Origin of the sequence: Salinibacter sp. 10B (assembly GCF_002954405.1) — a bacterium.
Classification (GTDB): Bacteria; Bacteroidota; Rhodothermia; order Rhodothermales; family Salinibacteraceae; genus Salinibacter.
In genome coordinates, this window is sequence record NZ_MQWC01000004.1 from 4,131,266 (window position 1) to 4,157,935 (window position 26,670).

At 59.8% G+C, this 26,670-nt stretch carries 23 protein-coding genes; 16 read left to right on the forward strand and 7 right to left on the reverse strand.

Going from position 1 to position 26,670, the window contains the following annotated elements; genetic code table 11:
* Window positions 1-74: 74 nt before the first annotated feature.
* Entirely contained in the window at window positions 75-1,028 is a 954-nt protein-coding gene (locus BSZ35_RS16895; protein ID WP_105013539.1) for a TIM barrel protein, read from the reverse strand.
* A gap of 195 nt (window positions 1,029-1,223) precedes the next feature.
* Between BSZ35_RS16895 and BSZ35_RS16900 the strand changes: the two genes are divergently transcribed.
* From BSZ35_RS16900 to BSZ35_RS16910, 3 genes are all read left to right on the forward strand, one after another.
* On the forward strand, window positions 1,224-1,421 hold the full coding sequence (locus tag BSZ35_RS16900) for a tautomerase family protein (protein WP_105013540.1): 198 nt from the start codon (window positions 1,224-1,226) through the stop codon (window positions 1,419-1,421).
* 87 nt (window positions 1,422-1,508) lie between these two features.
* On the forward strand, window positions 1,509-2,084 hold the full coding sequence (locus tag BSZ35_RS16905; RefSeq protein ID WP_105013541.1) for a TetR family transcriptional regulator: 576 nt from the start codon (window positions 1,509-1,511) through the stop codon (window positions 2,082-2,084).
* A 72-nt stretch (window positions 2,085-2,156) separates the two neighbouring features.
* The gene (locus BSZ35_RS16910) at window positions 2,157-3,332 is read left to right on the forward strand and encodes a DUF3095 domain-containing protein (RefSeq protein ID WP_105013542.1); all 1,176 of its coding nucleotides are present in this window, start codon (window positions 2,157-2,159) and stop codon (window positions 3,330-3,332) included.
* Between the two features lie 29 nt (window positions 3,333-3,361).
* Here the strand turns inward: BSZ35_RS16910 and BSZ35_RS16915 are convergent, their stop codons facing one another.
* Both BSZ35_RS16915 and lgt read right to left on the reverse strand, forming a co-directional pair.
* A complete protein-coding gene (locus BSZ35_RS16915; protein ID WP_146110143.1) occupies window positions 3,362-4,711 on the reverse strand; it encodes an exo-alpha-sialidase in 1,350 nt (449 codons plus the stop codon).
* Between the two features lie 118 nt (window positions 4,712-4,829).
* A complete protein-coding gene (lgt, locus tag BSZ35_RS16920) occupies window positions 4,830-5,642 on the reverse strand; it encodes a prolipoprotein diacylglyceryl transferase (RefSeq protein WP_105013544.1) in 813 nt (270 codons plus the stop codon).
* Window positions 5,643-5,989: 347 nt separating this feature from the next.
* On the opposite strand from lgt, the gene BSZ35_RS16925 reads away from it, so the two are divergent.
* From BSZ35_RS16925 to BSZ35_RS16935, 3 genes are all read left to right on the forward strand, one after another.
* Window positions 5,990-6,340 (forward strand): citrate synthase, encoded by a 351-nt coding sequence (locus tag BSZ35_RS16925; protein WP_105013545.1) that lies wholly within the window; start codon window positions 5,990-5,992, stop codon window positions 6,338-6,340.
* Between the two features lie 206 nt (window positions 6,341-6,546).
* Window positions 6,547-7,971 carry an arylsulfatase gene (locus tag BSZ35_RS16930; RefSeq protein ID WP_105013904.1) on the forward strand — a complete coding sequence of 475 codons (1,425 nt, stop codon included), beginning with the start codon at window positions 6,547-6,549 and terminating at the stop codon, window positions 7,969-7,971.
* A 25-nt stretch (window positions 7,972-7,996) separates the two neighbouring features.
* Window positions 7,997-9,592, forward strand: a complete 1,596-nt coding sequence (locus tag BSZ35_RS16935; RefSeq protein WP_105013546.1) for a sulfatase — start codon at window positions 7,997-7,999, stop codon at window positions 9,590-9,592.
* 59 nt (window positions 9,593-9,651) lie between these two features.
* Here the strand turns inward: BSZ35_RS16935 and argS are convergent, their stop codons facing one another.
* From argS to BSZ35_RS19980, 3 genes are all read right to left on the reverse strand, one after another.
* Window positions 9,652-11,343: an arginine--tRNA ligase gene (argS, locus tag BSZ35_RS16940; RefSeq protein WP_105013547.1), complete on the reverse strand. Its 1,692-nt coding sequence runs from the start codon at window positions 11,341-11,343 to the stop codon at window positions 9,652-9,654.
* 462 nt (window positions 11,344-11,805) lie between these two features.
* Window positions 11,806-13,422, reverse strand: coding sequence for a T9SS type A sorting domain-containing protein (locus BSZ35_RS16945; protein WP_105013548.1), 1,617 nt, complete (start codon window positions 13,420-13,422; stop codon window positions 11,806-11,808).
* A gap of 181 nt (window positions 13,423-13,603) precedes the next feature.
* A complete protein-coding gene (locus BSZ35_RS19980) occupies window positions 13,604-13,729 on the reverse strand; it encodes a hypothetical protein (RefSeq protein ID WP_258096760.1) in 126 nt (41 codons plus the stop codon).
* A gap of 926 nt (window positions 13,730-14,655) precedes the next feature.
* On the opposite strand from BSZ35_RS19980, the gene hisD reads away from it, so the two are divergent.
* From hisD to BSZ35_RS16985, 8 genes are all read left to right on the forward strand, one after another.
* On the forward strand, window positions 14,656-15,942 hold the full coding sequence (gene hisD / locus BSZ35_RS16950) for a histidinol dehydrogenase (protein ID WP_105013905.1): 1,287 nt from the start codon (window positions 14,656-14,658) through the stop codon (window positions 15,940-15,942).
* 116 nt (window positions 15,943-16,058) lie between these two features.
* Window positions 16,059-17,150, forward strand: coding sequence for a histidinol-phosphate transaminase (gene hisC / locus BSZ35_RS16955; RefSeq protein WP_105013549.1), 1,092 nt, complete (start codon window positions 16,059-16,061; stop codon window positions 17,148-17,150).
* Window positions 17,151-17,287: 137 nt separating this feature from the next.
* Window positions 17,288-17,911, forward strand: coding sequence for a bifunctional nuclease family protein (locus tag BSZ35_RS16960; RefSeq protein ID WP_105013550.1), 624 nt, complete (start codon window positions 17,288-17,290; stop codon window positions 17,909-17,911).
* A gap of 145 nt (window positions 17,912-18,056) precedes the next feature.
* Window positions 18,057-19,697, forward strand: a complete 1,641-nt coding sequence (gene bshC / locus BSZ35_RS16965; protein ID WP_105013551.1) for a bacillithiol biosynthesis cysteine-adding enzyme BshC — start codon at window positions 18,057-18,059, stop codon at window positions 19,695-19,697.
* A gap of 30 nt (window positions 19,698-19,727) precedes the next feature.
* Window positions 19,728-20,381, forward strand: a complete 654-nt coding sequence (locus BSZ35_RS16970) for an HD domain-containing protein (RefSeq protein ID WP_105013552.1) — start codon at window positions 19,728-19,730, stop codon at window positions 20,379-20,381.
* A 69-nt stretch (window positions 20,382-20,450) separates the two neighbouring features.
* The gene (locus tag BSZ35_RS16975; RefSeq protein ID WP_105013553.1) at window positions 20,451-21,179 is read left to right on the forward strand and encodes an SDR family oxidoreductase; all 729 of its coding nucleotides are present in this window, start codon (window positions 20,451-20,453) and stop codon (window positions 21,177-21,179) included.
* 279 nt (window positions 21,180-21,458) lie between these two features.
* Window positions 21,459-22,067, forward strand: a complete 609-nt coding sequence (locus tag BSZ35_RS16980) for a biotin transporter BioY (RefSeq protein WP_105013554.1) — start codon at window positions 21,459-21,461, stop codon at window positions 22,065-22,067.
* Window positions 22,068-22,217: 150 nt separating this feature from the next.
* The gene (locus BSZ35_RS16985) at window positions 22,218-22,979 is read left to right on the forward strand and encodes a hypothetical protein (protein WP_146110144.1); all 762 of its coding nucleotides are present in this window, start codon (window positions 22,218-22,220) and stop codon (window positions 22,977-22,979) included.
* A 202-nt stretch (window positions 22,980-23,181) separates the two neighbouring features.
* Here BSZ35_RS16985 and BSZ35_RS16990 read toward each other — a convergent pair whose 3' ends face one another.
* Window positions 23,182-23,400 carry a type II toxin-antitoxin system Phd/YefM family antitoxin gene (locus tag BSZ35_RS16990; protein WP_258096761.1) on the reverse strand — a complete coding sequence of 73 codons (219 nt, stop codon included), beginning with the start codon at window positions 23,398-23,400 and terminating at the stop codon, window positions 23,182-23,184.
* Between the two features lie 212 nt (window positions 23,401-23,612).
* Here BSZ35_RS16990 and BSZ35_RS16995 point away from each other — a divergent pair, with 212 nt between their 5' ends.
* A complete protein-coding gene (locus BSZ35_RS16995; protein ID WP_105013557.1) occupies window positions 23,613-24,011 on the forward strand; it encodes a gamma-glutamylcyclotransferase family protein in 399 nt (132 codons plus the stop codon).
* Window positions 24,012-24,220: 209 nt separating this feature from the next.
* Window positions 24,221-26,182 (forward strand): aconitate hydratase, encoded by a 1,962-nt coding sequence (locus tag BSZ35_RS17000; protein WP_105013558.1) that lies wholly within the window; start codon window positions 24,221-24,223, stop codon window positions 26,180-26,182.
* Window positions 26,183-26,670: the final 488 nt, after the last annotated feature.

Below are 26,670 nucleotides of genomic sequence, written 5' to 3' on the forward strand. Positions count from 1 at the left end.
GATGCGGGATTGACACCGGTTGAAAGGGGCGATTGAGGCCCGGCGATGTGTGTAATGACCGACGGGGGTTGAGGTCAGGCCCGGAACGCATCCGAGATGCGGGACAGGCTCTTCCGGACGGCAGGCCCCGGATCAGCCGTCCCTTCAAATTCCAGCGTCACGTATCCCTCAAACCCCGCGTCCCGGAAAATCTGGGCAATGCGCTCGTAGTCAAGATCGAGCGTGTACCACTCCCCGCCGCCGTAATAGGTCTTTGCGGACACCAGAATGCTGTGGGAGGCGAGCGCTTCGAGCTGAGAGTAGGTCTGGTCCGGAAAGTTGCCGGTGTCTGCGAGGACCTGGAGCCACGGCGAGTCGACGGCTTCTACGATCCGGAGGACGCCGTCGGCGGAGCTCGTAAGGCCCCAGTGGTTTTCGAGTGCCATCACCACCCCTTTGTCCCGAGCAACCGGCACGCACTTCTTAAAGGCGTCGATGCACCATTGGAATGCGTCCTCTCTCGTGTAGCCGTCGAGCGGCGGCTCGTTGCCCCCCTCGGCCATGAGTTTGTCGAAGGAGTCGATCGTACCCCAGCGCCCGGAGTTGACGCGAATGCAGGGAATGCCCATCTGAGCAGCGAGATCGAGCGCGTACTTCGTGTGGTTGATGTTATGCTCGCGCTGCCGTTCGTCCGGCGTCACGAAGTCCTGATGGATGGACAGACAAATCAGATCGACGCCCTGTGAAAAGGCGTAGCGACGAAGCTCCCGGGCGTACTCGGGAGTCTCGCGCGGCATTTGCCGGTGCAACACGTCGACGCCGCCCACCCCGATGGCCGAGGCTTCGTCAATCACATCTTTGATGGGAACCGGGGGACCGTCGAAGTGCCAGTACGAATAGGTCGAGATGCCAAGCTTTGAGCCTCGTGCCCATCCGTTGTCTGCGGCCGGACGGGTCAGGGAGACCGCTGAGGAGGACGCTCTGGCCCCGAGGAGGCCGCCGGCAGACCAGGCGCCTGCAGTTTTGAGGAAACCACGTCGAGAAGGCATGTCAGAAGAAGGGGGAATAGCAGCATCGGAGTGAAAAAATCGAACCGGGGGAGGATTGGGCTGTTTCTCCGGCTGAGGAGGAAGCCGAGGCCGAACCAATGTCACGAGTACGTGATTTGGATGACAGAAATTGAAATTTGTTATCTGTAAGGATAGAGTGTATTGCGCGCTTCTCATCCAAACACCTGCATTCCGATGCCGACTGTTCGCGTTACCATTCCGCAAGGCGACCTCAGCGATGAACAGACTGCCCGGTTTGTGGAGCGTCTCACCGATGCCGTGCAGCAGTTTTATCTTGACGAGACGGGAGAGGACCTTCGAGATGTCGTCAACGTGCAGATTCAAGAGACCGCTGAGAATGGGTATGCCGTGGGGGGAGAAATCATTGGTTGACGGTCTCGACTTGAGATGCGGCGGGTTGGGTCAATACATTGGGGGGCGAGTCGGGGGCTCTTGTTTGATGTGAATTGGAGGAACCGCATGCCCACGCCGGACGACATTCTGAATGCGACCGAACGCGTGCTCCGGCGCTTTGGGCCGGAAAAGACGAATGTGGTGGACGTGGCCCGTGCGTTGGACGTGAGTCACGGTGCCCTTTACCGCCATTTTTCGAGCAAGGAGGCCCTCTTTGATGCTGTGACCCGCCGGTGGCTGCGAGAGGTTGAGCGGCCGCTTGCGGCAATCAGGAGCAAGGAGGGCGCTGCCGACGAGCGTCTCTACCGGTGGCTCGACACCCTCATCCGTACCAAGCGTGAAGCTCGACACGACGATCCGGAGATGTTTGCGACGTACTACCAGCTCGCGCAGGAGGCTGAGGGAATCGTCGATCAACACGTGGAGGTACTGGTGGGGCAGTTGACCGATATTCTGGAAGACGGTCGGGCACAGGGGGTTTTCTATGTGAGCGACGCAGAGGCTGCGGCCCGAGCGGTTTTTCAGGCGACCTCTCGGTTTCATCATCCAGCGCGATCCGACACCTGGGACGAGCCGGCCATCGACGATCAGTTTGAGGCGATCTGGCAGATCGTGCGCACCGGCCTGACGACCGAAGGGTAGGCAATACCCAGGACGGGCACAGGCGCCAGAGTCCAGCAGGAGACAGTCCATGCTCCCATTAGCCGGCGACCCATGACCACAGAGACCTTTTACGACCAGTTGCCGCTCCTGAACGACTTCACGGAGGTCGCGAATCCGGAGCACTATCGGCCCGTCCCGGACGACTGGGTGGTTGCGGTGGGAGACGTGCGGGATTCGACCGGGGCAATCGATCAGGGGCTCTACAAAGACGTGAACGTGGTGGGGGCATCTGTGATTGCGGCCGTGCTCAATGCCCTCGGACACCGGTCGGTCCCCTATGTCTTTGGGGGCGACGGGGCCGCCCTGTGCGTCCCGGGAGAGCAAGCCGAGGCCGTGACGCAGGCGCTGGGCGGGGTGCGACGGATGGCCCGAGAAGAGTTTGGGCTCCGGCTGGACGTGGGAGTGGTCCCGGTGGAGGACCTCATCCACGAGGGACACACCGTCATGGTGGCCCGGTATCGGCTCTCAGAGGTGATTGAGCAGGCGGTCTTCATCGGGAGCGGGCTCTACGTGGCGGAGGAGCGGGTAAAGGCCGATCCGGACGGACCGTTTGGCGTGCCGTCCACAGTGACGGGCCCGGCAGATTTTTCTGGTCTCGAATGTCGCTGGGATCAGGTGCCCAGCCATCGAGACGAAATTGTGGCACTGCTGGTCCACGCCACAGGGGCATCCCTGCAGGATAATGCAAACATCTACGATGAGGTCATCACTCGTCTGCGCCAGATTTATGGAGGCGATGACACTCGACGACCGGTTCTGCATGGGCAGCTCCGCATGAGTTTCTCGCCCCGGAAGCTTTCCACGGAGCAGCGGGTCCGAACGCATAGACGAGGACGGCTTGATCGCCTGCTCTACTGGCCCAGGGTCATGGTGAAAAACCTGATAGGGTCGGCTCTCATGGCCCTGGACTGGTCCACAAGTGCGACCCAGTGGGGCAACTATAAACAGGACCTGGAGCGACACACCGATTTCCGCAAGATGGACGGGACCCTGCGGCAGGTAATCGCCGGCACGGTAGAACAGCGAAACAAACTCGAGGCCTATCTTCAGGAGCAGTACGAACGAGGGAATCTAATCTACGGCCTCGACGCTTCGGAGGCAGCCATGATTACGTGCCTCGTCTTCCAGTACGAGAAGGAACACGTGCACTTTGTGGACGGGGCGGACGGTGGCTACGCTCATGCGGCACGGGCCTTGAAAGCGCGGGAACGAGCCCGTGGGGCGTGATCGGAAAACGCAGTAGACGGCTCAAAATGTCAGCGGTTGGTTTGTCCCTGGTAGAGCCAGATGTGACTCTCGGTGCCCTGATCAAACCTGCTGTTGACCACCGCGAGATCTCCACCGGCGTTTGCCGCGAGCTTTTCCATCAGCAGGCCCTGTTGACTGCCGTTGAAGCCGTGTTCGGGGTCGGCACTTCCCGGTACGGCCGACGGAGAATCGAACGTGCCCCCACCGTCGGTTGACGTCGTGTAGGCAAGGCCGCGCGGGCGCTCGCTCCGATTTGGGTAGCGTTCCCAAAGAACGTGCACCGTGTCCTGAATCGGTGCACGGAGGGTTGGAAAATGTGCTTGCGCGTCGGCTTCGGCCCGATCAGAAAGGGCAGTGGATTCGCGGAACGAATCCACTCTGGGGGAGGAGCGAGTGTAGCGCACGTGGTACCGCTGAAACGGACCGGTCGGGCTTTCGCCGTAGGCGAGGTGGACGGTGCCGGACGGGGCCACCGCGAGCGATGGGGCGTCAGAATGGCCCTTGCTTTCGGCGACGACCTGAGGTGGAGAAAAGGCGTTCCACGCGTCAGTTGTGTGCGTGTACTGGATGTCGGCACTCGGATCTTCGCCCACGGCCCACGCAAGATGCAGCGTCCCGGTGGAGTCGACGTCGAGGGAGGGGCCACGAGCCGGTCGTTTCGTGCTGCCGGCCACGTGCAGAGGAGAGGAAAAATGAGCACCCGCGTCTGTGGAGTGGCTAAGTAAGAGGCGCCCTTCGTATTCGGTCCAGGCGGCGTAGACCGTGTCCTCCGGTCCCACTGCGAGGTCGAGGCTTCCGTTGTGCCAGAGTTGCTTCGTCAATCGTCCCTTTCCGTCACCCGCCTTGGACTGCGAAAGATTGGTCGGTTCATTGAAGGAGCGCCCGCCGTCCAGCGACCGGGCAAAGAGTGTCTCCCCGCCGTGCGTGCCCCCGGAGAAGATGATTTCCTGCCAGAGGACGTACACCGTATCCGGCGAGCCGGTTGGGAAGGCGACGCGGGGGAGCCAGGAGAAGGTTTCCGGATTGCGGGAGACGTTCACCGGGGAGGAGTGTCTCGGCGTCCCGTCCGGCCCGTAGATCTGAAAGAAGAGATCCTGTGCTACGTGATCGGTCCAGACGACCCCGGCGGTGCCCTCTCGGCCGAGGGCCGCGGTTGGATCATCGACGAACCGCCAGTCCGACTGATTCATGCGCCAGGGACCGCGGTATGCCTCACCACTTGCTATTTGTACAGGGGGACTCCACGACACCCCAGTCGGGACTGACGAATTTGTGAAAGGAGAGGGAGAAGAAGACCACACGAGAATCCCGAGTCCCCCCAGCAGAAGCAGGCCGATCCAGAGGCGAAGTCGAGGCATGGAGCGAAACCGTTCAGCGCGTGAGTGCCTGCCCTCTTTAAGGAAGGTTTCGCCGCCGGAAAATGAAAGGGTCCGGGCACACTGGATCGTGAAAAGGCGCTCGCACAGGGGACGGGACCTATGAGGAGGCCGCCGTCGATTCTTCAGACGACTGCACCGCGCGCCACACCAGCCAGAGGCCAATGGCCACGGCGGGGATACTGAGGAGCTGTCCCATGCTCATGCCAAGGGGGAGCGCCATCTCGAAGTGGGCCTGTTCCACCTTGAACTGCTCTAGCACGATGCGCACGCCAAACACGAGCGTGAAGAACAGACCGATGAGCATGCCGCGCGGCGTCTTTTCGCCCCATTTGCGGTACAGGCCCCACAGCAGAACAAAAATCAGGAAGTAGGAAATCGACTCGTACACCTGCACGGGGTGGCGGGCCGTCTGGTCGATGCGCTCGAAGACGACGGCCCAAGGGAGGTCGGACGGTACGCCCAGGATTTCGGAGTTGAAGAGGTTGCCCAGCCGGATGAAGCTACCGGTGAGGGCGACGGGCGCGGCCAGGCGGTCGAGTAGCCACACGAAAGGCTGATCGTCGCGCCGGCGGCAGTAGAGCCAGATGGCAAAGGGAACGCCGATGAGACCTCCGTGGCTGGCAAGTCCCCCCTCCCAGATGGCAATGATTTCGACTGGATTCATCAGATAGTAGCCGGGCGCGTAGAACAGGATGTGTCCGAGTCGGGCGCCGATGACCGTGCCGCCGAGAAGGTAGAGGAGCAAAAAGTCCAGGTCCGTTTCCGGCCGATCCTCGCGCTGGAAGACGGATCGCATGAGATAGAAGCCGATGAGGAAGCCTGACGCAAACAGCAGGCCGTACCAGCGGGGGGCAAGAGGCCCGAGGCGAAAGATCGTCGGGTCGACGTTCCAGTGGAGTTGGGCGAGCATACTGATACGTGAATGGGTTTCTAAAGAGGTTTCCGACCGGTAGCATACCACGGTCCTCCCCAGACGGAGAATATTGTTTACCTACCCGTGAACGGATCAGTAAACCGGTCGCTGATTGCCGAGTGTAGCGAAGTACGGATCGAGAGCCTGTCAGCCCCGGGCCGCAGGGAATTCCGTCATGAGTCCCGAGTAGGGAATGACTGCCGATGCTACTAGCGATTGCACACAGGTACGTTCGGGCTTCGTTCAACCTTTACATCTCCGTCAACGGCCACAGAAACTTTGGTTGTTTATATTCGATCTAAATAGATAGCATTGCTTACTCACCGCTCGACTCGTCCCCCAACATGAGCTCCACTACGCTTGACACCTCTACGCTGTTTGCCACCGAGCACGGGGCCGTGGACTGGACGGCGGACGAGCGTCTTGCTTTTACTCTTGGAGATCGGGATTGGGTTTTTGAGAGGAAGGAGGTCCGGGCCCTTCACGAGGCGCTTCAGTCCCTGGCCGCGCAGGTGTATCGATGCAACTGCGATTGTCGATGGCAGGTGCGCCTGGAGGGACGAGAGACCATTGTTCTGAGTACCGATGAAGTTCTTCGCCTTCACTCCTTACTGGATGGGGTGGGGGCAATGATAGAACTCTACTCGCTCCTCGACGACGTGTCGGTCGGGCGTCCGACCACGTCGGATCGGTAATCACACGTTGGGGCGCCCACGTCGAGTTGGGACTGCTCGTGTCGCTGGTCCCGGGCGCTTTTGCACCTTCCACTGCAGGTCTCTACGTTTACCTTCGAGTTTCTGGTCCGGCGGTGCGTGGACCAGCATCGCATTCTTTGGTCCTGTGCTCGAAGGTCATGATGTGTCGGTGCGCCTGGTGCGTGTTTCTGAGTCTTCTTCTGATTATGGGGGGAGGGTGTACCTCTGATTCGTCGTCTCCTTCGTCTTCCAGTCGGCCAAACGTCGTTTTTATCCTGGCCGACGACATGGGCTATGGAGATCTTCGAAGCTATAACACAGAGTCCAAGATCCCAACGCCGCACCTCAATCGCCTGGCAGAGAACGGCATGCGATTTACGGATGCCCATTCGTCCGGGTCGTTGTGCGTGCCGTCCCGGTATGGGTTGCTCACCGGGCGATATCCGCATCGGGAGAACATGACCGATTGGACGCAGCGGTCTCTCATCGACGCCGACCAGGCGACCCTCGCCACGCTGCTTCGGGATCGCGGGTATACAACGTACATGGTGGGGAAGTGGCATCTCGGCTTTGAGGGAGGCACCGACTATGACTGTTCGCAGCCCCTCCGTGGAGGTCCCCGTGATCGCGGCTTCGACCATTATTTTGGGCTCCCGGCATCGCTCGACATTCCTCCCTACTTCTACATTCGAAATCGGCAGTGCGTCGCGGCTCCGACCGACACGATCGGGGCAAATCAGAGCGACGCGAAGATCTGGACCGACATTCAGGGCGCATTTTGGCGCGGAGGAAACGTCGCCCCGAACTTTCGTCACGAGGAGGTCCTTCCGCGCCTGAAAGAAGAGGCGCTTTCGTATCTCCAGACGCATCATGAAGAGCGAGAGCAGCGCCCGTTCTTTCTGTATTTGGCGCTAACGGCTCCGCACACGCCGTGGCTTCCGCCCGATTCCCTTCGCGGCACGAGCAATGCAGGCCTCTACGGCGACTTTACGGCCCAGGTCGACGGGGTCGTCGGTCGGGTGGTGAACGCGCTCGATGCGATGGGACTGCGAGAGAATACCGTAGTCATCTTTTCCAGTGACAACGGGCCGGTCTGGTATTCCAAAGACGAGAACCGCTTCAATCACCGATCGACCCACCAGTATCGGGGCATGAAAGGGGACGCCTGGGAGGGCGGGCACCGCGTACCCTTCGTGGTCCGCTGGCCCGGACGGGTCCCGGCCGGCACCAGCAGCGATCAGCTTCTCACGTTTACGGATGTAGTACCTACGATTGCGGACCTGACAGGTCCGGCGCTGCCGGAGGATTCGGCCGATGGGGACAATCTGGCTGCGGTCTGGACTGCGGACCGCGACTCGGTAGCGCGGGGGCCTACAGTGCACAATGCCCTCTCGTATCTCGTGGTGCGGGACGGTTCGTGGAAGCTAATCCCCGGCCTAGGGAGTGGAGGGTTTACGGAGCCTCAGACGCGATCTCCAGCGGCGGGCGACCCCGAGGGGCAGCTCTACCATCTCGGGAGGGATCCGGCCGAGTCGAACAACCTGTACGAGGCTCGCCCCGACGTGGTGGATCGGCTCGAAGAGCAACTGGAGCACTATCGGAGCCAGCGCCCACAGACGGACACTGAGTAACCTGTTTGAACAACGAGACGCCGCTATGACTCTGATTCGCTCGCTGGGCCTCGTTCTCCTTGCTCTTTCGGGAGCCGTATTGGCATCGTCGTTCGGGACGGCGAGGGCACAGGCCCAGGACCGTCCGAACATCGTCTTCATCTTCAGTGACGATCACGCCGTGCAGGCCCTGGGGGCGTATGAGGGGCGCCTGGCTGCCCTCAACCCGACTCCGGAGATCGACCGGATCGCAGAGGAGGGCATGCTTTTCCGCAACGCCTTCGTTGGGAATTCGATCTGTGCCCCGAGCCGCGCCACGATCCTTACTGGACAGCACAGTCACATGAACGGCGTGCGAACCAATGGGGACAGATTGAAGAGGGGCGTGCAGACCTTTCCGGAGTTGCTACAGCAGGCGGGGTACCAGACCGCCATGATTGGCAAGTGGCACCTGAAAAGGAAGCCGGAAGGGTTTGATTACTGGGAGGTTCTTCCGGGACAGGGGCGGTATTATAATCCTCGCTTCCGTACCCCCGACGGCACGACCTCGTACACGGGGTATGTCTCGGACATCATTACGGACCGGGCCCTCCGCTGGCTGCGAAACGGCCGGTCGGAGGACGAGCCATTTCTGCTGATGTATCAGCACAAGGCCCCGCATCGCAACTGGCAACCGGGGCCCGATCACCTCACGACCTATGAGGATGTCAAGGTTCCGGCCCCGCGGACGCTCTTTTACGACTATGCCGGTCTGGCTGCACCGGCGACCATGCAGGAGATGGAGGTGCAGAATGACCTACGGTGGGGATGGGACCTAAAACTACCGCAGCCGCCCTCGGCCTCCAACGACAGTCTCGGGGGCTTCCAGCGGTTTTTCAGCCGATATACCCCCAGGCAGAAGAAGGCCTGGCGGGCGGCCTACGAAGATGAGAATGAAGACTTTTACGAGCAGTATCGGTCCGGAGCACTGCAGGGCCGAGATCTGACGCGGTGGAAGTACCAGCGCTACATCAAAGACTATCTCCGCTCGATTCGGTCGATGGACGACCAAATTGGACGGCTGCTCGATGCGCTGGACCGACAAGGCGTAGCCGACGAAACCATCGTCGTCTATGCGTCCGACCAGGGGTTCTTTCTCGGCGAAAAGGGGTGGTTTGACAAGCGATGGATGTACGAGGAGTCCCTCCGAATGCCGCTGCTAGTGCGGTGGCCTGGGGTTGTGGAGGAAGGGGCGGAGAGCACGGCACTGGTCCAAAATCTCGATATTGCCCAAACGTTTCTCGACGCGGCGGGCGTCAAGGCACCGGGATCCATGCAGGGCCGGAGCCTCGTGCCGTTACTGAAGGGCACAGTCCCCGAACAAGAGCGAGCGGCGATCTACTATCACTACTACGAATACCCGGCCGTCCACAGCGTCATGCGGCACGAGGGCATCCGCACGGACCGATACAAACTGATCCACCACTATTGGGTCGATCAGTGGTCCCTCTTCGATCTGAAGACGGATCCCCGTGAGCTACACAATGTGTATGGACACCCCGACTACGCGCAGGTTACCGAGCGCCTGAAGCAACGTCTCCGTACGCTGAAAGATCGGTACGAGGTGCCGGAGGACGAGACGGAGGTGGAGCCCTATGAGTAGCTGTATTGATTGCATTGGACAGTCCGGAGGACCGTAGGGGAGGACTCCGAAATCCAAGTCTACATGTTCCGCGGCGCCGAGATGCCCAGAACCGTGAGGCCGTTCTTGAGCACGGTCTTGGCAGCGAGGGCCAGGTGCATCCGGGCGGTAGCGAGGTCCTCGTCTTCGCCAATGATCTGGCAGTTGTCGTAGAACTGCGAGAAGGCCGTTGCCACATCGCGCAGATAATTGGGCACGAAGTGCGGAGCACGGGCGTCAGCAGCGTTCTGAAGGGCGCGGGGGAAACGGAGCAATTCTTTGATGAGAGCAATCTCGTCCTCGTGCGTCAACAGGGACAGATTCGCGTCCTCGTCGTACGAGAACCCCACTTCCTCCGCCTTGTCGATGACGGAACAGATGCGAGCGTGAGCATACTGGAGATAGAACACCGGGTTTTTTTCACTTTCCTCCTGCGCCAGTTCGAGATCGAAGTTCAGGTGCGTGTCCGGGGAGCGCATGAGGAAGAAGAAACGGGTGACGTCCTCCCCCACCTCGTCGATCAGGTTGTCAAGCGTTACGTAGTTGGCTCGCCGCGTGCTCATCTTGACCGGCTCCTCGCCTCGCACGAGTGTCACGAACTGGTAGAGTACGACCTCCACCTTCTCCTTGTCGTATCCCAAAACATCGATGGCGTTGAGAACGTCCGGATAGGCCGCGTGATGGTCGGCCCCGAAGACGTCGATCATGAGGTCGAAGCCGCGCTCGAACTTTGTTTTGTGGTAGGCGATGTCCGGTGTGCGGTACGTGGGCTCCCCGCTCTGCTTCACCAGGACGGTGTCTTTCTCCTTCCCGAACGTCGTGGTTTTGAGCCAGAGCGCTCCCTCGTCCTCATACGTCAGGCCTGCCTCCGTGAGCCCGTCAATGACCTCCTGAACCGTTCCCTCGTCGTGCAGCGCCTGCTCGTTTGCGTAGCCGTCCATTTCGATGTTGAGGCGCTGTAGGGTGGCCTCAATTTCGGCAAAGATGGCCTCCTCGGCGGCCTCCTGAAAGGGGGCCAGCGACTCAGTGGTCAGAAGGGAGGCTCCGTGCTCCTCGTAGACCTGTTCGGCAATGTCGATGATGTACTCCCCCAGGTAGCCGTCCTCCGGAAAGCTGTCGGGGACCTCGACAGTCGTATCGTCGTCGAGTGTGAGCGCCTTGGTGGTCACATCCTCGCTGACGAGCGCCTCGTAGCGAGCGCGGACCGACTGGGCGAGCACGCGCATCTGCCGCCCGGCGTCGTTGAAATAGTATTCCCGCGTCACGTCGTACCCAGTCCACTCCAGAAGATTGGCAATCGTGTCGCCGAGGACGGCGTTGCGCCCGTGGCCTACGTTGAGCGGACCGGTGGGATTGGCGCTCACGTACTCCACGAGGGCCTGCTGGCCTGAGCCCACATCGGTGTGCCCAAAGTCGTCGCCTTCTGCCAGTAGATCGGCGAGACCCTCGAACAGATAGTCTTGGGCGAAGCGGAAATTGATGAAGCCCGGCCCGGCCACTTCCACGCTTTTGACGCGACGTGGGTCGACGCGATCGCGAAGCTTCTCGGCCACCGTTTCAGCAATGGAGCGCGGGTTGTCCTCCAAGATGCTACCGAGACGAAGGGCCGTATTCGTGGCGAGGTCGCCGTGTTCTTCGCGGGCAGGGGCTTCGAGGGAAACCGCAAAATCATCGGGCACGTCCCCGAGGTCGTCGAGCACGTGGCGAATTTGGGTCTGTAGATAGTCCTTCATGGAGTGGCGCGGTGATGTGAGAAGCCCAGTAGTATAGAACTCAAAGCTACGGAAGCGGGAGAGAGGCTGAAAGCGCACATGGGGACGTTTTGCTAGGTTTTTGCGGAGAACGTCCTTGGCTCCCTGCAGATGAACGCGGTGCGTCCGCTCGTGACGGACCGGACGCGCGTCTTGGACTAGTTCTATAAAACGGCTGACTCTCCCGAAGCTCAGCAACACATGGAACGGGAGCTTTGCGGCAGGAGAACATCGAGGTTATTGAGCACGTGTATAGAGATTGGAGTCACGTGCCTCCGACCAGGGCCGGTTTTCCCTGAAAGTGGAAGAGGACATCGCTCATTTCAGGCGCCTTCAAAAAGGGGCATATCTCCCGGGGTCCTCGATAAAGAGAGGGCGCCAGAGCTCGCTACCCTGGCGCCTCCTGTGTTCCATGCTCGGCTTTGGATTTCACCGCTCGGGTTCCTATCGTATCACCGTCATCTTACGCGACAGGCTCTGCCCGTCGATCTCCAGGCGGACGAAGTACATTCCGCTGGTCAACCCATTCGCCTCGACAGTCACTTCACTACGCCCCGCTGGCTGATGCTGCGCCACCAGGTTGGCTACATGCTGCCCTAGTGCGTTAAACACGTCGATTCGCACGAAGCTCGGCTGGGGGAGTTCGTAGTGAAGCACGGTGCGATCCCGGACGGGATTGGGGAAGGTCTGATGCAGTACCAGGCGGGTGGGAGCCGTCCGGCTGAACACGATCTCCGGCGAATATGTGGTGGTCCCGTCCAGATCGAACTGCTGAAGCCGGTAGGTGATCGTTTCGGCGTTGAAGGGCAATGCCGAGTCTGTGAAGCGATAGATCTGGGGGGCAGTCGTCGTGCCGGCTCCCTCCACGAACCCGATGGACTCGAACGTGTGCTCCGCGTCGATACGCCGCTGCACCTCAAAGCCAGCATTGCTGGTCTCTGAGGCCGTTCCCCAAACGAGCCGTGCTGCGTCATCTGTTTCAGCAACAGTAAACGAAGTGAGCTCGACGGGCAGGATACTATCGTACGAGAAGGTGAGCCGGCTGTCGTTCTCCCAACCGGACACGCCGGCGTTCCACGCTTGATCAAGAACCTCCAGCAGGTTGTCGTTGCTATCGTACGCCAATTCAGATCGCGTGTCATTTACCCACGCTGTCCCCGTCCATATTTCCGTCACGGTGACGGTCGGCAAGTGACCGCTTTTGCTGGTGAGGGCCAGGCTGTTGCCGCCGTACACGTACGAAATGAGCTCACTATTTTCCCAGCCATTGCTATTGGTGTCCCACGTCTCAAGGAGCTCCTGGATTAGGCTGCCGCCGCTGTAGGTATTCGTCGTGCGCTGGAAATTGATGAGCTGATTGAGCAGGAAATTCCGCGTCTTCAAGACTTCCTCGATCAGGTTGCCACTGCCGTCGTATGCAAATGTGACCTGCCGCTGTGGTATCCAGACTCCCCCACTGGGAAATTCTTCTAATTCCTCAATCAACTGACCACTTGCGTTGTACGTGTATGTAATACGTACATTGTCCAACCAATCCATTCCTGCGGGACTCCAGCCTTCACGGATTTCAGTCACGAGTCGTCCACTGCCGTCGTAGGTGAACAGGACCTGTTCGAAGTTTACCCAACCGCTGGTGGTCCACAGCTCTTGGAGGCGCCGTGTAATCCTGCCCGACCCATCGTGCTCGTAGGTGTAGCGGGTGGCATTCAACCATGCATCGTTTTCCCACGATTGCAGAGTGCACGTTTGCCGACGACTGCCGCTAAACGTCTGGAGCAGTCGCCCATTCGAGGCCCATGCGTTCCCAGATCGCAATTGGAAAACGAGCTCGACGAGGTTCCCGCCCTCATGCGTAAAGATATTCCGGGCCGTCGCCGACCAGTCGTTGCCGGTCCAGTCCGCAGACAGCGTGCTGCGAATGTCGTCGGGCTGATCGAACCCGAACGAGATACAAATATCGAACCCCGCCGGTGTGGACTGTGCCTGTAGCCGAGGGGCCGTCAGGAGGACAATCGGTAGAAAAAGGGCAAGTACATAGAAGTATTGTTGATGTGTCTTCATGGGATCGTCCCGTTTTGAGGTGATCTGGGTGGAGTAAATCGGACAGTGCCACTACCCATTATGACTACGGTTGTATAAAGAACGGCATCGCCATCCGTTGAGGCGCAGGGGCTTTGGAGACTATCGATGTGCGCGATAGGTTGCAAAACGAGGTGCTGCACCGCACGCTCCCGGCTCGGGCTCAGTATGTTCCCTTCAGTGGCTCTTTCAGGATGTCCTTATCGAGGAAGGGGACAGCGATGAGTTTCTTCAGCCGAGCATTCTCGTTTTCGAGATCTTTCTGCCGCTTGAGTTGATCGCGATCCATCGTGCCATAGTCCCGCTTCCATCAGTAGTAGGTCTGCTCGGCGACACCAACGCCGCGGACTGCGTCTACCACGGTGTACCCTTCCATGGTGACAAATTCTATCAACCAACCGTACCAGTGACGTGACAATCCAGAGAGCCACGCCAGTGACAGCGCCACGTGAGGCGTGAGGGACTGTTAAGATGTGTGCTCATCCACAGACGGCTCTGTCACGGCTACTACGTGGGGATGAAGGGCACGGTTGATCCGGTCTTCCGGCCTTTACCTCCTCTGCCTCACCGCCGCCGGCCAGATCCGTACACGCAAGCTGACTGTGGTTCAGTAGGGGGGCGGTAGGAGCTGACATTGACGGCTTTCACGCGGGATGGTCACACCTGCAGGTGGCCCGGCGCTCAGGGGCGTTTTTGCTCTATTCCCGAAGAGGCCCTCAATCCCACGCTCCTGTGAGGGAAATGGAATGGGGAGACCATTGGAAGCGGTGAATTTAAACACGTCCCGAAATTCAGGATCATTGGAGGACCGGCTCGACGAGCGATTCTTCGTACTGTAGCTGATCCCCCGATCGGAGTGTAGTCGAAACGGAATTTCTCGTCGCTGTCTTTACCAGCCATCCGGCGGAGATATCCTGCCGCTCTCCAGGATGGGTTCGAGCTCCGAGGCATCGATCATGTAGAGCGCTTTTTTTGCAGTAGGTGGTGAATATTGACAGTTTCAAGAGGTACAAAGGTTGTGTTTCTCTCTGGTCGTGAGTTCTGAAACCCGGTCGGGCAACTCGCTTCTAACAGATCGGGCCGGGCGGTTCCTGCTGCTGAACATCAAACCGCTCCGGGTGTATTTTGGATGCTTTTGGACGCCAATTCCGGGGACGACGTCGATCTGCCGGATTGGACGCAAGCATTCTGCTCTGCTCAACGATTTTCTTCTGCATGATCCCTCTCATTTCCCCCGACGACACGGATCGGCTCAATGCCATCCTCAGCCGCGATGCCACGTTCAGCGACGAGGTGGACGCGGCGGTCGACGACATTCTCGCCCAGGTGCGGCAGAGCGGCGATACGGCGCTCCTCGACCTCACCAAACGGTTCGACGGCGTGCGGCCCGATCCGGTCAAGATTCCCCCGTCGCTGCTCGACGAAGCGTCCGACGCGCTCGAGGGCGATTTGCGCGAGGCGATTGGGGAGGCGGCGTCTAACATTCGCCAGTTTCATGAAAAGCAGGTTCCCGAGTCCTGGTTCACGGACGACGGCGACGGCGTGATTCTGGGGCAGCGCGTGGTCCCGATGGAGCGAGCCGGTCTCTACGTGCCGGGCGGCACAGCCTTTTATCCCTCTAGCCTGCTTATGAACGCCATTCCCGCGCAGGTTGCCGGGGTGGAAGAGATTCACCTGGTGTCGCCGCCACAGGACGACGGGCGGCCGCATCCGCTCGTGATGGCGACCGCTGCGTTTCTTGGGCTGGACAATGTATACGCCGTTGGCGGCGCGCAGGCGGTGGGGGCACTTGCGTTTGGAACCGACACGGTGCCGGCCGTCGATAAGATCGTGGGACCGGGCAACGCGTACGTGGCCGCCGCGAAGAAGAAGGTGTTCGGTCGGGTGGGAATTGATTCGGTCGCGGGCCCCAGCGAGATTGGCGTGCTGGCCGACGAGACCGCCGATCCAGCGTTCGTGGCGGCGGACCTTCTTTCGCAGGCAGAGCACGACGTACGCGCCTCCGCGATTCTGATTACGCCGCACCGCCCGCTGGCTGAGGCCGTGCAGGCGGAAGTGGAGGCACGGGTGCCCGAACTGCCGCGGGCCGACGTCATCGAGCAGGCCCTTGCCGACTACGGCGCCTGTATCGTGACGGAGACGATGGAGGAGGCCGTCGACCTCATGAATGAGCTTGCCGTGGAGCACCTGGAGATTCACGTGGACGACCCCTGGCAGGCCATGACGCGCATTCGTCACGCCGGGGCGATTTTTCTCGGCGAGTATTCCTCGGAGCCCGTCGGCGATTATTTTGCCGGGCCGAACCACGTGCTGCCGACGGGCGGCACCGCCCGCCACGCCTCGGCCCTCGGGGTCGACGACTTTATCCGCACGCAGTCGATTTTGTCCTACTCCCGCGACCGGCTGGAAGAGACCGGCGAGCAGATTGTGACGCTGGCGGAGGCCGAGGAACTGCAGGCCCACGCCGAGGCCATCCGCACGCGTCTGAATCGGGAGGAGTGATCGGTACGAAAAAGCCGTGACGGGGAAGACATTTCGCCCGTCCGGTGGTATGTTGGAGATGCATCGTCGTTGGACGAGACTCGTTCGTCCGTGCTTTTGCCAACCGTGTTGCTGTTATGGCCGCTGAGACCTCCGCGACCGACGACGTGCTCGATCTTATTCGTCCCGCCGTGCGGAACGAGAGCGAGTACATTGTGGGCACGCCCCCGGATATTGAGGTCAAGCTCAACCAGAATGAGAGCCCCTACAATCTTCCGGACGAACTGAAAGACGAGTTGCTGGCATCCTTCTCGGAGGTGGAGTTTAATCGGTATCCCACCGAGCAGCCCGACCGGTTGCGCCGGGCTCTCGCCGAGCACAACGACGTGCCTGCCGAAAGCATTATTGTGGGCAACGGCTCGAACGAAATTACCTACACGTTTGGGCTTGCCTTTCTCGAGGCGGGCGCCCCGATGGTGCTCCCCCGCCCTCTCTTTTCGCTCTACGAGAAGGTAGCGCGTCTTCAGGACGCCGATCTTACGCAGGTACCGCCCCGCGACGATCTCCGGTTTGATACCGATGCGCTCGTGCAGGCTGTGCAGGACACCGGGGCCAAACTCACGGTTCTTGCCACCCCCAACAATCCCACCGGTCGGGCCATGCGCCTCGACGAGGTTGAGCGGATTGCCGCTGCCTCCCCGGGCATGGTGGTGGTCGATGAGGCCTACGTCGAGTTCAACTCGGAGACCAGCGCCGTCCAGTTGCTCGATGACCACCCGAACGTGATCGTCCTGCGCACCCTCTCGAAGGCGTTTGGGCTCGCGGGCATCCGCATTGGATACCTCATGGCCCATCCGTCGGTGGTGCGGGAACTCATGAAGGCGCGGCTCCCGTTCATGGTGGACCGATTTGCGGAGCAGACGGCCCTGGCGGTTCTTCGTCGTCCCGATCTTGTCGAAGAGCGGGTCCGGCAGATGCAGGTCTCCATCACAGAGGTGAGTGAGGCCCTGAAGACCTTCGACGAGGTCGACGTCGTGCCGTCGGAGGCAAATTTCGTGATCTTCACGACCTCAATGCCTGCGGATAAGTTACAGGAACAGTTAGCTGATCAAGGGGTGCTCGTACGCAACATGAGCGGGTACTCCGAGCTGGAAGGGTATCTCCGGGTCAATGCGGGCACCCGCGCGGAGAACAAGGCTTTTCTGACTGCGTTGGAAGAGACGCTTTAGGCTGGGGGGAGTGCTGCCGAACGACAAGCCACGCCCCCTCAATCGCTAACGTTTCGCGGCCGTGCAGGCCGCAGGGATCCACGGTCGCAGTCCCCCTGCTGGGGGATGAGGATTGAAATGAATACACTGACACCGCGATGGATTTTACTCGAGTAGACATCATCGGTCTCTCTACGAGTCCGTCCAGTGGAGGCGCCTACGCGCTCGTGCTGGGAGAGGTAGAGGGCAATCGCCGTCTGCCCATCATCATTGGTGCTTTTGAGGCGCAGGCGATTGCGCTGGAGCTGGAGAAGATCCAGCCGCCTCGTCCGATGACGCACGACCTGCTACGCGATACTTTTGAGGAGCTGGAGGTGGAGGTCACGGAGGTCGTGATCGATGAGCTTCGGGAAGGCACCTTCTTTGCCAAGATCCGGTATCGCCACAACGGCGATGAGCACCAGCTCGACTCGCGTCCGAGCGACGCGGTGGCACTGGCCGTGCGGGTGGATGCGCCCATCTTCGTGGCGCCGATGGTGCTCGATGAGGCCGGCATTGTGGCCGAAGACGAGTCCGGCATTTCCTCAATCACGCAACAGGCGGAGGAAGCGTCGGCGGGGGAAGAGGAGGAAGAGATGGGGGGCACCGAACTCGAGCGGAAACAAAAGCAACTCGAAAAGGCGGTCGAAAAGGAAGACTACGAGCGGGCCGCCGAGCTCCGCGATGAAATTCAGCGCTTAGAACAAGAGGAAGAGCAAGAGCAGGAGCAGAATAAAAATTAGCTGCGGCCGTCTTGCGTGACTGGCGCTTCTATGAGCTCGGCCGCTGAACTGGGCGAAGCCATGAGGGATTCCCCTCGGGCTTCGCCTTTTTTGTTGCCGGGCCCTCTGGTTTTTCGATTCATCCCCGCGATTTTTCCATCCCCGCATGCCCACCACTGCCGCTGACGTTCGCCGCTGTTCTCCCGCCGATCTGAATGCCTTTCCTGATCTCTTCGTTGACTACTGCACGAATTACGATGCGGTGGCCGACTTCTATGCCGGCGACTGGCGGGAGGTCGGCGTGCGCCGGGACGTTGCGGAGCGGGCCGCTGCGCGTCCAGTGGATCGGGAGGCGATGGCCGACGCCCTCGCCGATCAGAATGCGGAGTGGAGGGGTGGGGGTGCTACCCAGCAAAATGTAGAAGCGCTCCGCGATCCGGAGACGGTTGCCGTGGTGACAGGCCAACAGGTCGGTCTCTTGACCGGACCGCTATATACCATCTACAAGACGATCACTACGCTTCAACTGGCGGACGAGTGGGCCGAGCAGACGGGCCGAACGGTCGTTCCTGTATTCTGGGTGGAAGGGGAAGATCATGATTTTGAAGAGATTGCGGCCGCCCACGTGCTGCGGCGGAATGAGGTCGTCTCGCTTCCATATGAGGCCGACGTTCAAGAGAATCCGGGAGCAGTTGGACGCCTGCCGTTGACGGATGAGATCGACGACGTCCTGGATCGTCTCGACGAAACGCTGCCGGACTCCGACTTTAAGCCGGCGGTGATGGAGCACGTGCGGGCTGCGTATCGGCCTGGAACGCGAATCGAAGATGCGTTTGCTCAGCTTCTTCGGTCGCTGTTTGAGGGGGAGGGCCTCGTATTTATGAATCCGGACGACAAACGGTTGAAGGAGCTGACGCGTCCGCTTTTTCAGCGCGAGCTGGACGATCCGTCGACCCCCGCTGCCCGTGTCAACGCGACGAGCCAGGCGCTCCGCGATCGGGGGTATCACGCTCAGGTTCACGCCCGCCCAACCAACCTCTTCTGGCTTGAGGAGGGCGGGCGGTATCCCATCGACCTCGCCGACGACGGACACTTTGTGCTTCGTACGACCGATCGGACGTTTTCGCGGTCGGAATTGCAGGAACGCCTCGAGGCCGAGCCGGAGCGCTTCAGTCCGAATGTGATCCTGCGTCCGCTCATGCAGGATCACCTTCTCCCCACGGCGGCCTACGTGGCGGGGCCGGGGGAGGTCTCGTACTTTGCCCAGTACGGCGACGTGTACGAGTGGGCCGGTCTTGAGCGTCCCCTCATCCATCCTCGCGCGAGCGTCAGTCTCGTTGAGGGGAAAGTGCAAAAGGTGCTCGACAAGTACGACCGCTCGGTGTGCGACTTTCGCGCCCAGCTCGATGCGTTGTTCCAGGAGGTGGTGGTCGAGACGATGGACGTTGACGTCGACGCAATCTTTCAGGAGGCCACGACGGAGATGCACAAGGCCCTCAACGCTCTCAAACCCGAGGTAGAGGACGTTGACCGGACGCTTGGATCCTCCACCGAAGCAGCGCGGGCCACGATTGTCGAGGAGATGGAGGATCTGAAGCAACGCACGGTTCGGGCCGAGAAGCGACACCACGATGAGGTTCGGGCCCAGCTCCAGAAAGCACAGGTGAATCTTCGCCCACAGGGAGCGCTGCAAGAGCGCGTCGTGAACGTACTGTACTATCTGAACAAGTATAGCCTTGACTTGATTGGGGATCTCCGTGCGACGCTCAGCACGGACACGTCCTCGCACCAGATTGTTGAACTGTAGTCTTACCCTCGAATCCCGTCCCTCGAATCGATGACCGACGTACCCTCCCCCGACGCGTTGTTCAGTCCTCTCATTGAACACGCCATTGAGTTGTCGGCGCAGTGGCATGACGGCACCTACCGCAAGAGCGTGTGGCGCGATCCGGCTTTTGAAGTACCCGAAGGACAGGACATCCAGATTCCTGTGATGGCGCACCTCGCCGCCGTAGCCTCCATTGTGCACCGGGCGGGGTGGGACGAGGTGACAGTGGCTGCGGCCTACCTGCACGACACGATTGAGGACATGAACGAGCACGGGCAGCGCCTACGGCGTAAGCAGCTTCGCGAGGCGGTAGGGGCCGAAGTGGCGAAGCTCGTAGCACAGGTGTCGGAGCAGAAATTGGATGAGGAAGGAGAGATGCTTCCGTGGCGAGACCGGAAGGAAGATTATCTTACAAGTCTTCGGGACGGAAGTCCTGAAGGGGCGGCCATCAGCCTGGCCGACAAAATCCACAATCTCTGGTCGATCAATCAGAGTCTAGAGTCGGGGGAGGACATTCTAACAGTACTCAGCGGAGATCGGGAGGCGCAGGACTGGTTCCACCGGGCGGTGTTGGAGGCCTCAAAGGCGCATGACGATTCCCGCCTTGTTCCGATGCGCGAGCGTCTGCAGCAAGAGATTGAACGGTTTGAGGCTCACGAGTAGAGGACCTGTACGAAGGGCCAACACTGGGGACGCGTTTTCCGCTCTTTTCGCCAACGCTATCGTTCATACATGTCATCCGTAAGTGCTTCTCACGCTCTCGTGACCGGTGCCAATCGGGGCCTTGGCCTCGAATGGGTACGCCAACTCGCTGATTCCGTCGAGTTCCTGCTTGCAACTTGTCGTCGTCCCGGAGCGGCCGAGGAGCTCAACCGACTTGCTACGAGCCATCCGGATACGATCGAGGTCCTCTCACTGGACGTGACTGAGCCATCGGCAATTGAGTCGGCTGTGGAGCGTGTACAGCACCAGACGGGAGCGCTGGATCTGCTTGTGAACAATGGGGGGATCAGCGGGGGCGGGACGGGCGACCGGTTCGGTACCGTCGAAGCAGAGACGATGACGCAGGTTCTGCGGACAAATGCGGTGGGTCCACACCTGATGACGCAAGCCTTTGCGGATCTGCTGCGGGCAGGGGCCCAGGCTGATGGCGCAACCGTCGTGAACATCACGTCACAGCTTGGGTCGATTTCGCGAACGTCGGGGGGCGGCTGGCATAGCTACAAGGCGAGCAAGGCGGCACTCAACATGTGCACCCGCCTACAGGCGGCCGAGCTGAAGGACGACGACGTGAAGGTAGTGGCGATGCACCCGGGATGGGTGCGCACCGATATGGGCGGTTCTAATGCGCGCTTATCGACTGAGGAATCCGTCTCAGGTATGATTGAGGTGGTGAAGAATCTGACTCGTGAGGATGCCGGGTGCTTTCTCGCCTACGACGGGGAGGAACTTCCCTGGTAAGTCCCGTTCCCGCAGGCGTTTCCAGGGCAATTGCATTTTATGTTTGGCGACTTCCCGGTAAGGTGGGCAGAGTGGACGATCCTCTCCTCTTCTCTCGTTCGCCCGTTCGTTTTGGGCAGAACCGAAGAGCGCAAGGCACGTGAACGTCCATCTCCCCATCGGCGCTCCACCATGTGACTGTCCTGCAGGCGTTTCGGGTCGTTTGGAGATTTTCAGTCCTACTTGGTATTATTTGAAGCACGTGCTTGTCCCTCAAACCCATAGATTTTGCGTCGGCTTATGACCAACGTTTTTTCTCTTCGATCCTCTCACGCGGCATTCATTGACCGTCTCCGAGAGGAAAATGCCTCACTCCTTCTACAGGTGGCAGGTGTGGTGGGCTTTGCCTTCCTGACCGTTTTGGCGGCAAAGATCCAGTTTCGGGTTTATCTCTGGGAGGTGCCGATCACCCTGCAGACGGCAACGGTGTACGCAAGTGGGTTGTATTTAGGGACTCGTAACGGCTTCCTTGCCCAGCTTCTATATCTGGCCCTCGGTTTGTTTATGCCCGTCTATGCGGGGGACGGATACGGAACGAGTTATCTTTTTGGAGCGGTATCGGCAGGATATCTATTCTCCTACCCACTGGCTGCAGCCGCCATCGGGGCGCTCTCAAAACGGTGGAAGTCCTTTTCAGGAAGCACGTTCGCCACTCTTCTTGGAGCCGCCATTATTTTCACCATCGGCGTCGTGTGGCTTCACTATGCCGCGGGGCACGCCACGTGGTATGAGTCGATTGACAAGGGCTTTCTCCGCTTCGTGTTGATCGATGCCGTGAAGGTCGTTGGCGTCGGCCTTCTCTATTCTGGAACACGATTCCTTGGGGGAGGCTTAAGTGAGGGGGCGTAGGGACAATTGCCTCTAGGCAGAATTGCGGGCGGCCCTCCGTAGGGCGGCGGGTGGGCACACATTTTGTTGTGATCCAGACGACTCCGGGGGCGATGTCTCTTCCTCCTCCGTGATGCGCCGTTTTGAAGCATGATTCCTGAGGTGAGCGCAATGCGCCATTCTTCCTTTCCTCCCGAGCTTCGTAAATTTGTTGAATCGGTGGAAGAAAACGCTCAGGCGGCTGGGCACGCCCCGGCTACGGCCCGAATTTTTGGGGCCTGGGCGGCCTGCTTTGTCCGGTTCTGTACGGTGCACGATCGGGGATGGCGCGAACCGGAGCATGTCTCGCCGTTTCTTGAGTACCTTCAGGGCCGGGATGATGTCGACGACGCCTCCTGTGATCGGGCCGCAGACTCGATGGTTTTTCTCTTCGAGAATCTGCTCAAGACGGACGTGAGCGGGGCGGTGTGGCACCCGGACCGCCAACAGGCAGAAGAAGAGGAAGAAACGAAGGAAGAGAGTGTAGACACCGAGGCCAAGAAGAAAGAGGGGGAGCAAAGCACACTTCTCACTCGGCTTCTCTTTCATACATCTCTTCCCATCAACGAAGCCCTTGAACTTTGTGCTGGAGACGTGGATCTGGACGCTGGGTTGATCTACGTGAGCGATCCGATGGGGACCCCGAAGCGAATCATCGAACTCCCCGATACCTTGCATGACCCGCTTCGGGACCACCTCGATCGTCTGCGGAAGGAGCATGGACCGCGGTTTTTCGATGCCCCGCTCTTCCAGGCCCGGGCGATTCAGGGACGTGTCGATCGCGATGAGGCTGAGGAGCAGGAGGCCGATGAGCCGGTGCCTGCCGACCCGCCGGAGGAAGGAGAGGCCTCAGATCGCCCCGCCTCCCTCTGGGGATATGCCTCAGAAAACTGAGGGCTTCTGCTCTCGTCTCGTACGCCCCGGGGAGGATCCTTGAGGGAGCGTTCCCATCTATAATTCTTCGAACCGGGCGGTTCGACGATAAGGCGCGGCGCAATAAAAAAGGAGGAGATGACCCAGCAAGGGACACCTCCTCCAATCTAATGGGTAGGATTTTTGGGTCCATCCGAAGTCCCCGTTCAACGGACCCGAGGTACTAAAGACTGTCGAGGTCAACCTTTTCCTTAATTGCCTTATAGGTTTCCCACGAAATTAGGACTGCGTGGGGTTCATTGTTCTTTTGAATGAGAACGCCGTTGTTCGTGTCCCGAACATGATCGATGAGATCTGAGGTCTCCGATCGGAGTTCAGTGATCGTTGCAACGGAGTCTACGCCTTCAGTGTTATACATCTGGTGGGGGTAAGGGTAGGTCATGAAAGGACGTAGTGAATCCCCTAGGTGCGGGGATATATGCCCTGCTGAACAGGAAGTAAATGTTCGCCTCTTCTGCCTAGAAAGGTCCCGCCCGATAGCATGTTAACGTAATATTTCTGAAAGTAGGTAAAAACATCGTCTGAGCAGGGGGGCATGACGTGGAAAATCCCTCAGAGAGTTAGCATGTATGTGTTAGTGATAAGTCTCCTCTCATGTCCGTCTCCTTTCTTGTGACGTATGGGACCCTCATGCGCACCTACGGGAACCTAGATGCATTCGGCCTCGAAAAGTCCCTAACGTTTCTTTCCCGGTGCCAATTCAAGGGGAAGTTGTATGATCTTGGTTCGTTTCCGGGGGCCGTTCCCGGATCGGATGTTGTGCACGGAGAACTTTTTCGGTTGACGTCCCCGAGCGTTTGGGACGTTCTCGATGACTATGAGGGGTACGTCCCGAACCAGGAAGAGGCGTCGCTTTTTGTGCGTCGGAAGGTGTCGCTTCAGCACCCTGCCGACCGGTTGGCCTGGGTGTACTGGTACAACGGAGATCCGTCGGGGCATCCACGGGTGCCGTCGGGGGATTGGGCAGCGTACACGGATGGGAAGGGAACCTAACAAGGCTCGTTTGCTCCGATCTCGTGGGCCTTGGGGGTACAGGAGAGCGGAGGAGTCGCCCCGGCCGGCCGATTGACAGGAAGGAAAAAGGGCACCAAACACACAATTTTTATCCGGATCGCTACCATCTCCCGTCTGTACACCTTACGTTCTACAGATGCGAAGGGCTGCTTACCCGATCCCGTATATCAACACTACGACAGTACACTATGGGCAAAAACGTTGCAGAGAAACTAATTGAGAGTCACCTCGTCGAGGGCGAGATGGAGGTGGGGGAGGAGATTGGTCTTGAGATGGACCAGACCCTCACTCAGGATGCCACTGGGACGATGGTGATGCTTGAGTTTGAGGCCATGGGCATTCCGCGCGTGCAGACGGAACTGTCTGCGCAGTACGTGGACCACAACCTCATCCAGTCCGACTTTAAGAATCCGGATGACCACCTCTTCCTCCGCAGTGCCTGCAAGAAGTTTGGGGCATGGTACAGCCGGCCAGGCAATGGGGTGAGTCACCCCGTCCACCAGGAGCGATTCGGGGAGCCGGGCAAGACGCTCATCGGCTCGGATAGTCACTCGCCCGCCGCGGGGGCTATCGGCATGCTTGCCATCGGGGCCGGAGGGCTCGACGTGGCGATGGCGATGGCCGGCAAGCCGTATACGATCAACATGCCCGAGGTCTGGGGCGTGAAGCTGACAGGCGAGCTGCCGGACTGGGTGAGTGCGAAGGACGTGATTCTGACCATGCTGGAGCGCCACGATGTGGATGGTGGCGTGGGCCAGATCATTGAGTACTACGGACCGGGCCTCGACAGCCTGAGTTGCATGGACCGGCACGTGATCGCCAACATGGGCACGGAGCTGGGGGCCACCAGCACCGTCTTCCCGGCCGACGAAGAAGTGCGTCGCTTCCTGAAGCGGCAGGGTCGTGAGGATGCCTTCCGTGAGATTCAGGCAGACGCCGACGCAGAGTACGACGAGTACGAGGAAATCAATCTCTCCGAGCTGGAGCCGAAGATCGCCAAGCCGAGTAGCCCGGGCAATGTGGTGCCGGTGCGTGAGGTCGAAGGCAAGGAGATCTATCAGAGCTACGTCGGCTCGTCCGCCAACCCTGGCTTCCGTGACTTTGCAAGCGCCGCCGAAATTGTGGACGGCCGCCAGGTGCACGACCGCGTTTCGTTCGACGTGAACCCGACGTCGCGTCAGATCCTGGAGAACCTGATGAACACAGGTCACCTCCAGATGCTGACCCGTGCCGGCGCCCGCATCCACCAGGCCGGTTGCAATGGTTGCATCGGCATGGGGCAAGCTCCGGCCACCGGTCAAATCTCGGTGCGTACGGTGCCGCGCAACTTCCCCGGTCGTTCCGGCACGAAGGAGGACGCGGTGTATCTCGTCAGTCCCGAGACGGCTGCTGCCTCGGCCCTCACCGGCGAGATTACCGACCCGCGCGACTTGGCGGATCTCTATGATATGGAGTATCCGAATGCCGAGGAGCCGGACGACATCAGCATCAATACCGACCAGCTCGTCCCGCCGGTCTCCGAGGAGGAGGCGAAGGGCATGGAGCTGGAGAAGGGGCCGAATGTGGTGTCGCTTCCCGAATTCGAAGAGCTGCCGCAGGAGTTTGATCTCCCGGTGCTGTTGAAGGTGGGCGACGATATCTCGACCGATGAGATTATGCCGGCCGGCTCGCGCATTCTTCCGTACCGCTCCAACATTCCGAAGATTTCGGAATTCGTCTTCGAGCAGGTCGATGAGAGCTTCTTCGATCGCGCGATGGAGCACCAGGACAATGGCTTTGCCGTCGTCGGGGGCACCAACTACGGACAGGGATCCAGTCGGGAGCACGCTGCCATTGCGCCGCGGTGGCTTGGCACGCGCGTCAAGATTGCCAAGAGCTACGCTCGGATTCACCGGCAGAACCTGGCAAACTTTGGCATCCTGCCGCTCCTCTTCAAGGACGATGAGTCCTACGACAGCATTGAGCAAGGCGACACGCTTCAGTTCCGCAACCTGCGCGATCAGGTGAAGGCGGGCACGGACGTGGAGCTCACCAATGCGGATAAGGACGAAACCTACGTTGTGGAGCACGACCTCTCAGAGCGCGAGCTCCAGATGGTGCTTGAAGGCAGCCAGATTAGCGTCGTGAAGCAGGAGTTTGCTACGGCGTAGTCGGGGGATGAACATTCGTAAAGACGAACGGGGAAGCCGGCTTTTCGGCTTCCCCGTTTGCTATTTCTGGGCGGTACGTGGATTTGAGGGCATTTCGTCGGTTGTGTGCTGGCGTCTGAGACTGTTGTTGATTGTTGGCCGGATGGAACATCGGAGGGGGGTTTGCCGACCGGGGGACCCTTAATCGTTCGGAAGCCCCCAACACAGACGGATCTCGACGATCTGCGGTCGTTACGCTCAGCCTAAAATGCGATCGTGTGAAATCAAAACAGGCTCTAAGTTCGAGTGCCTACTGATGGTGAGAGCGGACTCCGCTAGAATGGGGATCCAAGCAACATTCTTTTTCCCGCTACGTAGCCACTCTGTGTGTTTGTAGCCAGTCACAGCCCCAAAAATCTGCTCGTTCTTGGCCTTCTTTCCGAGTAGGATTCCGCCGTGTCGTATTGCGGAATGGATCGCCAATCGAGAGCCGCTCGGACTACGCAGGA

Excerpts from the sequence above, each read along its gene's own strand:
- BSZ35_RS16895 (WP_105013539.1), bottom strand. The coding sequence starts at position 1,028 with ATGCCTTCTCGACGTGGTTTCCTCAAAACTGCAGGCGCCTGGTCTGCC.
- BSZ35_RS16900 (WP_105013540.1), top strand. The coding sequence starts at position 1,224 with ATGCCGACTGTTCGCGTTACCATTCCGCAAGGCGACCTCAGCGATGAA.
- BSZ35_RS16905 (WP_105013541.1), top strand. The coding sequence starts at position 1,509 with ATGCCCACGCCGGACGACATTCTGAATGCGACCGAACGCGTGCTCCGG.
- BSZ35_RS16910 (WP_105013542.1), top strand. The coding sequence starts at position 2,157 with ATGACCACAGAGACCTTTTACGACCAGTTGCCGCTCCTGAACGACTTC.
- BSZ35_RS16915 (WP_146110143.1), bottom strand. The coding sequence starts at position 4,711 with ATGCCTCGACTTCGCCTCTGGATCGGCCTGCTTCTGCTGGGGGGACTC.
- lgt (WP_105013544.1), bottom strand. The coding sequence starts at position 5,642 with ATGCTCGCCCAACTCCACTGGAACGTCGACCCGACGATCTTTCGCCTC.
- BSZ35_RS16925 (WP_105013545.1), top strand. The coding sequence starts at position 5,990 with ATGAGCTCCACTACGCTTGACACCTCTACGCTGTTTGCCACCGAGCAC.
- BSZ35_RS16930 (WP_105013904.1), top strand. The coding sequence starts at position 6,547 with ATGGGGGGAGGGTGTACCTCTGATTCGTCGTCTCCTTCGTCTTCCAGT.
- BSZ35_RS16935 (WP_105013546.1), top strand. The coding sequence starts at position 7,997 with ATGACTCTGATTCGCTCGCTGGGCCTCGTTCTCCTTGCTCTTTCGGGA.
- argS (WP_105013547.1), bottom strand. The coding sequence starts at position 11,343 with ATGAAGGACTATCTACAGACCCAAATTCGCCACGTGCTCGACGACCTC.
- BSZ35_RS16945 (WP_105013548.1), bottom strand. The coding sequence starts at position 13,422 with ATGAAGACACATCAACAATACTTCTATGTACTTGCCCTTTTTCTACCG.
- BSZ35_RS19980 (WP_258096760.1), bottom strand. The coding sequence starts at position 13,729 with ATGGATCGCGATCAACTCAAGCGGCAGAAAGATCTCGAAAACGAGAAT.
- hisD (WP_105013905.1), top strand. The coding sequence starts at position 14,656 with ATGATCCCTCTCATTTCCCCCGACGACACGGATCGGCTCAATGCCATC.
- hisC (WP_105013549.1), top strand. The coding sequence starts at position 16,059 with ATGGCCGCTGAGACCTCCGCGACCGACGACGTGCTCGATCTTATTCGT.
- BSZ35_RS16960 (WP_105013550.1), top strand. The coding sequence starts at position 17,288 with ATGGATTTTACTCGAGTAGACATCATCGGTCTCTCTACGAGTCCGTCC.
- bshC (WP_105013551.1), top strand. The coding sequence starts at position 18,057 with ATGCCCACCACTGCCGCTGACGTTCGCCGCTGTTCTCCCGCCGATCTG.
- BSZ35_RS16970 (WP_105013552.1), top strand. The coding sequence starts at position 19,728 with ATGACCGACGTACCCTCCCCCGACGCGTTGTTCAGTCCTCTCATTGAA.
- BSZ35_RS16975 (WP_105013553.1), top strand. The coding sequence starts at position 20,451 with ATGTCATCCGTAAGTGCTTCTCACGCTCTCGTGACCGGTGCCAATCGG.
- BSZ35_RS16980 (WP_105013554.1), top strand. The coding sequence starts at position 21,459 with ATGACCAACGTTTTTTCTCTTCGATCCTCTCACGCGGCATTCATTGAC.
- BSZ35_RS16985 (WP_146110144.1), top strand. The coding sequence starts at position 22,218 with ATGCGCCATTCTTCCTTTCCTCCCGAGCTTCGTAAATTTGTTGAATCG.
- BSZ35_RS16990 (WP_258096761.1), bottom strand. The coding sequence starts at position 23,400 with ATGACCTACCCTTACCCCCACCAGATGTATAACACTGAAGGCGTAGAC.
- BSZ35_RS16995 (WP_105013557.1), top strand. The coding sequence starts at position 23,613 with ATGTCCGTCTCCTTTCTTGTGACGTATGGGACCCTCATGCGCACCTAC.
- BSZ35_RS17000 (WP_105013558.1), top strand. The coding sequence starts at position 24,221 with ATGGGCAAAAACGTTGCAGAGAAACTAATTGAGAGTCACCTCGTCGAG.